At 55.4% G+C, this 9,868-nt stretch carries 9 protein-coding genes; 5 read left to right on the top strand and 4 right to left on the bottom strand.

Features of this window, described 5'->3' with window-relative positions; all coding sequences use genetic code 11:
- Positions 1 to 503 precede the first annotated feature (503 nt).
- Both V5D86_RS02660 and V5D86_RS02655 read left to right on the top strand, forming a co-directional pair.
- Positions 504 to 1,892 (top strand): MFS transporter, encoded by a 1,389-nt coding sequence (locus V5D86_RS02660; RefSeq protein ID WP_414595142.1) that lies wholly within the window; start codon positions 504 to 506, stop codon positions 1,890 to 1,892.
- Between the two features lie 263 nt (positions 1,893 to 2,155).
- A complete protein-coding gene (locus tag V5D86_RS02655) occupies positions 2,156 to 2,407 on the top strand; it encodes a nucleotidyltransferase family protein (RefSeq protein ID WP_414595141.1) in 252 nt (83 codons plus the stop codon).
- Positions 2,408 to 2,647: 240 nt separating this feature from the next.
- On the opposite strand, the gene V5D86_RS02650 is transcribed toward V5D86_RS02655, so the two are convergent.
- A complete protein-coding gene (locus tag V5D86_RS02650) occupies positions 2,648 to 3,577 on the bottom strand; it encodes an RloB family protein (protein WP_414595140.1) in 930 nt (309 codons plus the stop codon).
- A complete protein-coding gene (locus V5D86_RS02645) occupies positions 3,574 to 4,905 on the bottom strand; it encodes an AAA family ATPase (protein ID WP_414595139.1) in 1,332 nt (443 codons plus the stop codon). The genes V5D86_RS02650 and V5D86_RS02645 overlap by 4 nt, the downstream gene beginning before the upstream one ends.
- A 575-nt stretch (positions 4,906 to 5,480) precedes the next feature.
- On the opposite strand from V5D86_RS02645, the gene V5D86_RS02640 reads away from it, so the two are divergent.
- The 3 genes from V5D86_RS02640 to V5D86_RS02630 all read left to right on the top strand — a co-directional run bounded on the left by V5D86_RS02640 (position 5,481) and on the right by V5D86_RS02630 (position 8,455).
- Positions 5,481 to 6,743, top strand: a complete 1,263-nt coding sequence (locus tag V5D86_RS02640; protein WP_414595138.1) for an ATP-binding protein — start codon at positions 5,481 to 5,483, stop codon at positions 6,741 to 6,743.
- Positions 6,744 to 6,828: 85 nt separating this feature from the next.
- On the top strand, positions 6,829 to 7,869 hold the full coding sequence (locus V5D86_RS02635; RefSeq protein WP_414595137.1) for a cation diffusion facilitator family transporter: 1,041 nt from the start codon (positions 6,829 to 6,831) through the stop codon (positions 7,867 to 7,869).
- 13 nt (positions 7,870 to 7,882) lie between these two features.
- Complete coding sequence (locus V5D86_RS02630; protein ID WP_414595136.1) at positions 7,883 to 8,455, top strand: hypothetical protein; 573 nt, start codon at positions 7,883 to 7,885, stop codon at positions 8,453 to 8,455.
- On the opposite strand, the gene cutA is transcribed toward V5D86_RS02630, so the two are convergent.
- A complete protein-coding gene (gene cutA / locus V5D86_RS02625; protein ID WP_414595135.1) occupies positions 8,433 to 8,777 on the bottom strand; it encodes a divalent cation tolerance protein CutA in 345 nt (114 codons plus the stop codon). The two genes, V5D86_RS02630 and cutA, sit on opposite strands and share 23 nt — an antisense overlap.
- Positions 8,777 to 9,829 carry a PHP domain-containing protein gene (locus V5D86_RS02620; RefSeq protein ID WP_414595134.1) on the bottom strand — a complete coding sequence of 351 codons (1,053 nt, stop codon included), beginning with the start codon at positions 9,827 to 9,829 and terminating at the stop codon, positions 8,777 to 8,779. Before V5D86_RS02620 ends, cutA begins: the two co-directional genes overlap by 1 nt.
- Positions 9,830 to 9,868 lie beyond the last annotated feature (39 nt).

Below are 9,868 nucleotides of genomic sequence, written 5' to 3'. Positions count from 1 at the left end.
ACGGCGACAGCCGCGAGGAGTTTGAGCTTGCACTGCCCCCCCCCCGTGACTTCCATTTTGTTCGTTTTCATGTATGATTCCTCCGGATTTTCAATTCCGGCCAGACGCATACGGGTCCGATCCTCTCTCCGGATCACGGTCCCATCGCGTCTGTGCCGTCGATGAGAGTGTCCATATATGTCGTAGACCTGTGTGGATTCGACGGAAGTAACTGAAAAACGGCATGTTTTCACATGGGATGCGGACATGCCGATGCCGTGTCCCTCACAGACATCCCCTTGATCGATCGAGGCCGATACGATTCGTATCCGATTCGGTGCATTCGTATCAGACATTATATTCATCTGACACGAATATTATATTCAAAACACCGACGATTATAGTCGGATGAGGGATCCCTAGGATTCTGGAGATGCGGCACCCTGCCGCGGACACGACCCCGAAGGACACCCCATCGTCCCCTAGCCTAAGTGTAAATACCAGTTGGCCTCTCGATGCGTACCATGGTCGCAGGGGGGTACACCGAGGCGGAGAGGAGGATAGTCATACTGGCGTGCTGCCTCTCCGGTTTCATAGCCCCTCTGCTGAGCACGATGATGAACCTCTCCCTGGTGTCCATCGGGAACGAGTTCTCCGTCGGATCCCATCAGCTCGCCTACGTGAACACCGCGTTCCTGCTTTCCTCCGTGGTGTTCATGGTCCCGATGTCCAAGGCGGCCGACATATTCGGGAAGAAGAGGGTGTTCCTCGCAGGGCTCGTGATGATCCTGGCCGCATCGGTGGCGGCCATGTTCTCGCCGTCCTTCGGATGGCTGATCGCATGTCGCGTGGTCATGGGTGCCGGCGCAGCATCGCTGTCGTCCACCAGCATCTCCCTGATAACCGACGTCTTCCCGGGGAACAGGAGGGGAGGCGCCATAGGGTTCCAGACGATGTGCGTGTACATCGGCCTGGCCGCCGGTCCCCCGGTGGGCGGCGCGATGAACGACCTCTTCGGATGGCACTCCCTGTTCCTGCTGATCGTCCCCCTGGCGGTGATGTCCTTCGTCGCCATGACCATGTTCAGGCACGAGATCTCCCCGGACGCCGGGACCAGGTTCGACGCGTCGGGCTCGGTGCTGTACGGCCTCGGGATAGTGCTCGCGATGGGAGGCGTGATAAACATGCCCCAGACGTGGGCGTTCGTGTCCCTGGCGGCGGGCGTGGTCCTCCTCGGGCTGTTCGCCCGGAGACAGCTGAGGATACCCCACTTCCTCCTGAACGTCAGGCTCTTCAAGAATAGGGTGTTCACCGGATCGTGCGTCGCGGCGTTCCTCAACTACGCCGCGTCCTACTCGATCTCGTACTTCATGGCACTCTACCTGCAGAGCATCGGCGCGCTCACCGCCACCGAGGCGGGGATGCTCATGCTGACGCAGGCCGCGATACAGGCGTTCCTCACGCCGTTCTTCGGAAGGAAGTCCGACAGGCTCGCGGACAAGCGCATACTGCCCACCGTGGGCATGGGGCTCACCGGCCTCGGGGTGGCCACCTTCCTCCTGTACGGGACGGAGCTCCAGCTCCCGCTCGTCCTGGCGACGATGGCAACCGTCGGGCTGGGCGTGTCCATGTTCTCGGCCCCGAACACGTCCGTGATCATGGGTTCCGTCCCCAGGGAGGAGACCAGCGAGGCCTCCGCCATGGTGTCCGTCATGAGGCAGACCGGGATGATGGTCAGCATGGGCGTGGCCATGCTGTTCATATCCGTGATCATGGGCGGTGCGGACAACCTCGTGCCGGAGAACTACGGTGTGTTCGTGGATGTCATGCACATCTCGTTCGGCGTGTGCCTGGTGATGTGCGTCGTCGGTATGGTGGCCTCTCTGCTGAGGGGGAGCGGCCGCGAGATGTGACCCGGGAGGGATCGGATGCGACGCATCTGGTCCCATGGGAAAGCACCCTGTCCCTGACGAGGAAGTCCTCTTTGTGTACAACCAGGTAAGTGCAGAACGGTCCTCCGATCCAGCAAACGTTCGTGCAACCCCACACCGAGGATACGGCAGGATCGTATCAACATATGCAGGGTCCACGACGACCGCATGATCGTCGAGGGATCCATGTGCAATACTGAGACGATCAATATGTTCAAGCAGATACATCCCCAGGAGGTGGGACGATGCTCGATGTGGTCCGTCGCAGGAGGGCAAAAGGTGTGTTGTCATTGGATGACATCGCTGTCAAGGTAGGTCCTGTAGCACGTCGTTATGGGGTTCCGAAGGTCTACGTCTACGGTTCCTATGCGAGAGGGGAAGCGGACGGTGATAGTGACATAGGCCTCTGCATCGAGAGCGGACGCATCAAGGACTACTTCGAGCTCGGTCATTTCGAGACAGACCTGAAGATGTCCTTGGGAAGGATGTGGACATAACGACCACCGGCGCATCCGAAGAGTTCATCGATTCCATCAGGAAGGACATGGTGCTCATCTATGAAGGATGACAAAGGGCGTCTGAGAGGCATCCTTCGTGCATGTGATGGGATTGGGGGACATGTCTTTTGTGTGCACACATCATGATTCGGCGACATTGAAACAACTAACTCTATGCTGAAATCATCATGGACATGTGAGAATCCGTTCAGATGACAGAACGTGTCAATATCGGTCAGATCATCTTTCGTGCATCTCATTCAGCAATTCTCCAAGATTCGTACCCATCTCTCCCTTGAGATGATTGACATCATGACATGACCCCATGCTACGTGAGATTGCCTCATCGGTCCTATGCATGAACATGCCCGGGTCGAAGTCGGTTTTACTGTAGTGGTTGATGGGATTCACATTGCGAACGATGCGATCAAGCTCGACCTCTGAGAATCTCTTGTTCGAGATCATCGGGTTCCGAAGGAGCTCTTTCCTGTCGATTAGATCAAACTCCTCGAAATGCATCATGAGCCATACCTCGAAACATGGATTGGATATGTAAGGTCTGTAGCCGCAGCGTCTGCATCTTCTTACAAAATCATCCATCACCGAAGCATCTCTGTTATCTCTGTCCCTATCCACAATCACACAGACCTTGTCCACTTCTGGACGATAGTCTATAAGCTCCGGCAGGTCTATCCGCGGACGACAGCGAAATGTTTCGAGGGCTGCATCTATGCATGTCTCAATCATTGAAGGGATATCTGTCACAAATCCACTCTCATCTGTATGCTTCTTCGATCCTGATCTTACTTTATCACGATAGAGGCTCATGCTTCTGTCGGCCCTTGATACGTCGGATAGAGTCCCTATGGAGTTGCATGCCACTTCCAGGAATATATCGACAGAGTAGCGCCCGGACCTAACACATCTCATATACTCGTCCAGAAGATTCAGGAGTGTGGTCGGGTGGCTTAGACCAGCATCTATCACCTCTCTTTGAAGGAGTACAATCTCGATCAGGCTCGATATCCCCGTGAGGGATCTGTTGTCTCTCAGAGCATCGAAGTAGATCTGCTCTGTCCTGTAACCCTCTGTCACTATGATGTATTTTGAGGTCACAGTCCTGGATCTTATGTTACGATGAGGATTGAACCTCTCTTCGACAGGCCTCATTCGTCCTTCCCCGTAGGGAAGATGGTCGAGAACACGGGCACACCTCCGTATCTACCCTCACGATATGCCTTTTCAATACGGCGATCGCTCCTTTCGTTGAAATCTTCCAGAGAGTATATTTCGGAGCGTCCTTCTGGATCCTTCTCTATGAACCAGATTTCGTCACGTCTGAGCAATTGAAAATCCATCAGGGATGATTCATGGGTGGTGAATATCATCTGGGATCTGCCGGACAATCCGCTCTCCAGGAACATCTTCACGAATCTGAACGTGAGTTGCGGATGCAGGCTGGTATCCAGTTCGTCGATGATGAATGTCGAATCCTTGTTTCCAATGAACACCGATGCTAACAGGCCATAGAGTTTCCTTGTTCCATCGGATTCCTCATCTGGGCGATAGGCGACAGTTTCCCCGTTGTGGCGATAGACAATCTCGTCGAAGACCACCCTGTCATCGACAAGAGATACTCTGTAATTGTTCACACTGGCATAGCGATTGTATCCCAGCCTCATGCTTCCAGCAGTGTCCTGCGAGCTGAGGTTCCTCTTCAGTCTGCTCACAAATCCTGGGGGCAGAGCTTCGTCGATATTCTCCCTATGGGCATATCCGATGCTGTTTATGCCGGTGCCGAACGTGGAGATGACGCGGTTCAATCTCTCAAAATCCTCATCGGAGATCAGAACCTCCGGGTTGAACGGATAGTCGGTGTCTATGAAGCAGAGGCTGTTCCTGAACCAGTCATACACATCGTTGAAAATACCGATGTCCCCCTCAGAAGGACGAGATCTCCTTCCCATAACATTCAGGAACAGTCTGTCCTCATTGTTCACAGTGTCCTCCGCATAGACATCCAATCTCTGCTTCTCCTGTCCCTTGAAGCGGTGTTCAATCCTCTTACCGGTCCTTTGGAAGACGATTTCGCTCTCTCTGTCGACATACAGCTTATAGAGCCATTCATCTACGACCTCCTGCCTGTTCGCGATATATTCGAAGCCATAGGAGTACAGTTGACCTCTGACTTCCAATTCTGTCTCGAAATATGAGGGCATGTTCCTCATCCTCTCATCCGGTCTGAAACAGCGGTCGGCGGGAACCTTATCATCCTGAACGACATATGATCTCATCGCGCGCAGTGCCTTGACAAGATTCGATTTTCCGGAGGCATTGGCCCCGTATATTGCTGCGGCACGCAGCACTGGTACACTCCCTCCGCTGTCCAGATGGTCGGGATGTCCATCTGTTCTGCCAGGTGTCATAGACAGTTCTTGAATTTCTTTGAACGAGCCGTAGTTCCCTATCTTGAATCTGATTAGCATGGTAGTTCTCAATTGTATCGATTTTTTCGAGTAATTTTCATATGTTAATACTTAATGATTCCTATATGTCGACGTTCGATATATAATTGGTGTCTATCTTCAACAGCGATATGAGGGTCGAGCTTGTAAGATTCTCCCCTCATTTTCATGAGTCATTATCTTAGAAATCGACGACTCACGTGACGACTCGGTGGTGCCCTCAATGCCAGAATCAGTCTCGATTACGAGGAGGCCGTTCCAGAGTGCTTCATAGACGACCAATGACACGAGATCGGTATGTGGACGAGCATGGTATCCCCGCATCTATGACGGGGTACTGTGAGAACATCGAGGAATGCGTATTTCGGGGAAGATGGGGAGGACTTCTTCAGCATTATGTTGTACTACTGGCTGTCTCGTTCGCCCTGTAACGGGTTGGCGGGTGTGTATAACCGTGTTGTCGGTACAGCGGCCATAAGGGGTCTGGGACGTGTTTTCAGATATATCGGATCATTGGTAGATTTTATACACTCATTATGGTAGATTTTCTATAATGGGTATGGATAATATTTAATAACCATGTGGAACAATCTTCATTCGATATTGATATGCTGACACCAGATGGATACATGCCTAGACTCGTCGATTCCGAATTGGACATCATGTTGAAGACATTCGGAGCCGTCTGCATAGAAGGGCCGAAATGGTGCGGTAAGACTTGGACTGCCATGAACAAATGCAACAGCAGCATCAACATATCCCAAGGAAACCCGACCGCTCATAGTATAGTATCTGTAGATCGGAATTATGCATTCAAGGGCGAGACCCCGCGGCTCATAGACGAATGGCAGGATGTACCGGATATCTGGGATGCGACGAAGATAAAGGTGGATGAGAGCCGGGAGACGGGACGCTTCATACTCACAGGATCCTCCACTCCCAGGAACAAGGGGGTATCCCACAGTGGTGCCGGACGCATCGGTAGCCTTCGTATGCGTCCTATGTCGTTGTTTGAATCGGGTGATTCGGACGGTTCTGTATCATTGAAGGGACTCTTCGAAGGCACGTTCGAGAATGTCGGAACCAAGGAACCATCGCTGGAACGGCTTATAGACCTGACCATTCGTGGTGGATGGCCGTATCTCGTGGGCAGAGACCCCATTGGACATGTGCTCGCCAACCGGGAGTATCTTCAGAGGATCGTGGACAGTGCATGCCGCATGGACGGGGTTGAAAGGAATCAGACGAAGATGATGATGGTCTTCAGATCACTCGCCCGTAACGAGTGCACCGTATCGGGCGTATCGAGAATCGTGTCCGATATACGCGACAATGACGACGTCTCGATATCCAATATGACGGTGGACACATATCTGGACATTCTATCGAGGCTCTTCATAGCGGATGATCTGCCTGCGTTCAGCACAAACTACAGGTCATCGGTCCGTATAGGGAAATCTCCCAAGAGACGTTTCGTGGACCCATCCATTGCAGTCGCCGCACTGGAATTGACCCGTGATAAGTTGATCAACGATCTGAATACGTATGGCTCCCTGTTCGAATCGATGTGTGAGCGTGATCTGAGCGTCTACGCGTCCGCCAACGGTGCGAAACTGTTCCACTATCGTGATGACAAGGGCCGTGAGATAGATTCGGTGATGGAGATGCCCGACGGGAGATGGGGCATGTTCGAGATCAAGCTGGGGGCCAATCAGATCGACCGTGCGGCCGAGTCCCTTCTGAGGATGCATGACATTTTCCCTGATGAGGACAAGCCCTCCGTGCTCTGCGTATTGTGCGGAATGGTTCCCTATGCATACCGGAGGCCCGATGGTGTGTACGTCGTACCGATCACTGCCCTGCGCGACTGACCGTGTCCATATCGTCCAGATATCTGTGGGGTTTAGGCATCTTTAACAGGAAATCCCTATATCCGTCCAGTTTTTCCTGCCTCTCATGTCGAGCGCGGCGGACGACAACTTCCAGTTCCAGAAGATCATAGTGATTCTGGGATTCACCCTTCTGATCATCAAGTACTTCGCATACTGGCTGACCGGGTCCGTCTCGATCTTCACGGACGCCACCGAGTCGATAGTCAACGTCGTCGCCGCATGCGTCGGGATATATGCGCTGTACCTCTCCGCGAAGCCTGCGGACAAGAACCATCCCTTCGGTCACGGGAAGATAGAGGTCATCTCGTCCGCCATAGAGGGGTCCATGATCATGGCCGCCGGGGCCATCATCGTGATGGAGACCATAAAGTCCTTCATAGACCCGGTCGAGAGCATAAACCAGTTGGACATCGGACTGGTCCTGGTCGCCCTCGCGGCCGTCGCGAACTTCGCGGTCGGACGCGCCGCCATCAGGAAGGGCCGCAAGAACCGCTCCCCCGCGCTCGAGGCGAGCGGGAAGCACCTGTGCTCCGACACCTATTCGTCCGTGGGGATCCTTCTGGGCCTGGCCGTCGTCTACGTGGCCCAGTTCATGGGATACGACGCCAGATGGCTGGATTCCACCATCGCGGCGGTGTTCGGGTTCATCATAATATTCACCGGTGTCGGCGTCCTCAAGAGGGCCGTCGACGAGACGATGGACGCGGCCGACCAGGAGCTCCTCGAGCAGGTGACGGAGACCATCAACGAATACCGTCACGACGATTGGATCGACGTGTACAACCTCCGTCTGATCAAGTACGGTCCGAAGATTTACGTCGACATGAAGGTCGTCCTTCCCAGGGGCATGACCGTGGAGCACATGGGTATCGAGAGCAAGGAGATCGAGAGCGCCATCCGCTCCAAGTACGGCGACTCGGTCGAGACCTCCATCAACCCCGTCCCGTGCAGGCCCTGCCATTGCAGGTACTGCTGCAGGAGCTGCCTGTGCAGGGAGGAGGAGTTCGACCACGTTCTGGATTGGGACTCGGATTTCCTCAGGACGACGGACCCCCATGACTTCGATCCCGGGGCTGCCGACGAAAAGTCAAATAACTCGGATTGAGGATTCGGGACCCATGGCAGACGCTATTCCTGAGAAGATCTCCGAGGCAGGACTCTCCGACTGGTACGGTTCCCTTTCGTCCCAGGACAAGGTGAGGACCCGCAGGTATCTGGACGGTATCGATTCTTCATCGGCCAACGCCTTCCTGGTGGATCTCATGGCAAGGGCGGTGGACGACCACAACTACAAGCTCGCCGTGACCGCGGGCGAGGAGCTGGAGTCCATGGAGCTGTCCGACCTGGATCGTTTCAGGGCCACGGAGGGGTTCATAGAGGGTCTGTTCGGATCGGACATGTTCGACCGCGCCAAGGAGATGTGCTGCAGGAACCTGGACCTGTACCCGTCCGTCGCGGACGGGATCATGGTCGACGGGGCCCTTCCCAAGGCGATCTCCTGCCGCAACAGGCTGATCGACATCCTCGTCGGCGTCGAGGGCAATTACGACGAGGCCTATGCGGTACTCGACCAGTACTGCGAGATGGGCCTCATCGATGCCGAGGAGAGGGACTACAGGAAGCAGAGCCTGAAGATCCACAGGATGCAGAGGTCGTTCGACAACATATTCAACTACCGCCCCGTTGAATGACGTCCTTCCAGGGCACCATCGGGACGACGTCTATGGCGGGCTCCTCGTAGGGATGGACCTCCACGATCCTGGAGACTACCCTCTCGAGGTCCTCCGCCTTCACGGCGAACTCTATGCGGACCTCCTCCGCGACCTCGACCTCCCCGATCCTTCCGCGATACGGGTTCGAGCCCTCGAGCGGTCTCCATGTGCCGTTGACCTTCCACCAGCAGAAGCACCGGTCGTATCCGGGATACAACGGGGTCAGGACCTCGTTCACCGAGTCCATGAACCCCTGCTCGGTCCCCGAGGGGACGTTGACCGCCACCTTGTAGCAGTCCATCACTTGTTCCTCTCGACCTTGAACGGGAGCTTGAACGGGAGTCCGGTGTACTCGGCGAGGGGGCTGTCGCGGTCCTCGTCCAGGTAGCTGGGGCGTCCGACCCCGGGGCCGCCCTTGGAATCGATCTCCTTGATGAGCCTGTCTATGTGCTCCAGCCTTTCGGGGATCTGGGGGATCATCCTCTCCTGGCCGGACTTGAGGAATGATGTGCTGAGGACGGTGGCTATGAGGGATATCGGGGGCACCACGTACATCAGGCCGGCCATGATCCCCGTGGCCTTCTTCAGGTCGCTGATGCTGTTGATCTTCTCTATCAGAGCGTCCTGGGGAACGTTCTTCAGCTTCCCCTTGAGGGAACGGTACATCAGCTTCTGCCCCCCTATGACGACGTCCACGCTCCATTGGACCTGCCCGAACACCGGCGCAGGCTTCCCGCAGGCCTTGGTGGTCTTGTCGAGGATCGCCTTCCGGAGGTCGTCGGCCGTCGACCCGGGGAACTCCGTCCAGTTGTATCCCGCGGTGTACTTGGAGTGGGAGTCGCTCCCGGAGGTCTCCGCCCATCTGCCGGGGTAGCGGTCCATGACCAGCCTCGCGAACATGTTCGTGTACGCATCGGGATGTCCGCCGTTGATGACCTCGAACCCGTCTATGTCGAGGTCTAGGACCCTCTCCTTCAGTCCGGGGACGTGGAAGCTGAACGGATGGGGGGCTATGACTATCCCGTCCTGCTCCCTGATGATGTCGATGGTCTCCTCCACGGAGAGCATGGACGGGATCCTCTCGTTCAGGAACAGGCCGATGACCTCGCCGTCGGCGGTCGTGACCTCCTCCCCTGCGACGACCTGTATGTCGTCGAACTGCTCGGCGTACCTCTGTCCGAGGAACGCGCCGTGGATCTCGTCGTGATCGGTTATGCAGAGCACGTCCATGCCGTTCCGGCGCGCGCGGTCCACCTGTGCGGACGGCTGTGCCACGGACTCAGGGAACTTGATTATCCCGAGCTTCTGGAATCCCGAGTATTCGGTATGGAGGTGAGTGTCCGCTTTTCCCATCGGCCGTTCCATCCGTTCTTCGATTTAAAGTGACCGTCG

The sequence above is a fragment of the Candidatus Methanoprimaticola sp. MG2 genome (assembly GCF_047501175.1).
Classification (GTDB): Archaea; Thermoplasmatota; Thermoplasmata; order Methanomassiliicoccales; family Methanomethylophilaceae; genus Methanoprimaticola.
The sequence above is the reverse complement of the archived record's forward strand: the minus strand, read 5'-3'. Positions and strand labels throughout refer to the sequence as shown.

Excerpts from the sequence above, each read along its gene's own strand:
- V5D86_RS02660 (WP_414595142.1), top strand. The coding sequence starts at position 504 with ATGGTCGCAGGGGGGTACACCGAGGCGGAGAGGAGGATAGTCATACTG.
- V5D86_RS02655 (WP_414595141.1), top strand. The coding sequence starts at position 2,156 with ATGCTCGATGTGGTCCGTCGCAGGAGGGCAAAAGGTGTGTTGTCATTG.
- V5D86_RS02650 (WP_414595140.1), bottom strand. The coding sequence starts at position 3,577 with ATGAGGCCTGTCGAAGAGAGGTTCAATCCTCATCGTAACATAAGATCC.
- V5D86_RS02640 (WP_414595138.1), top strand. The coding sequence starts at position 5,481 with ATGCTGACACCAGATGGATACATGCCTAGACTCGTCGATTCCGAATTG.
- V5D86_RS02635 (WP_414595137.1), top strand. The coding sequence starts at position 6,829 with ATGTCGAGCGCGGCGGACGACAACTTCCAGTTCCAGAAGATCATAGTG.
- V5D86_RS02630 (WP_414595136.1), top strand. The coding sequence starts at position 7,883 with ATGGCAGACGCTATTCCTGAGAAGATCTCCGAGGCAGGACTCTCCGAC.
- cutA (WP_414595135.1), bottom strand. The coding sequence starts at position 8,777 with ATGGACTGCTACAAGGTGGCGGTCAACGTCCCCTCGGGGACCGAGCAG.
- V5D86_RS02620 (WP_414595134.1), bottom strand. The coding sequence starts at position 9,829 with ATGGGAAAAGCGGACACTCACCTCCATACCGAATACTCGGGATTCCAG.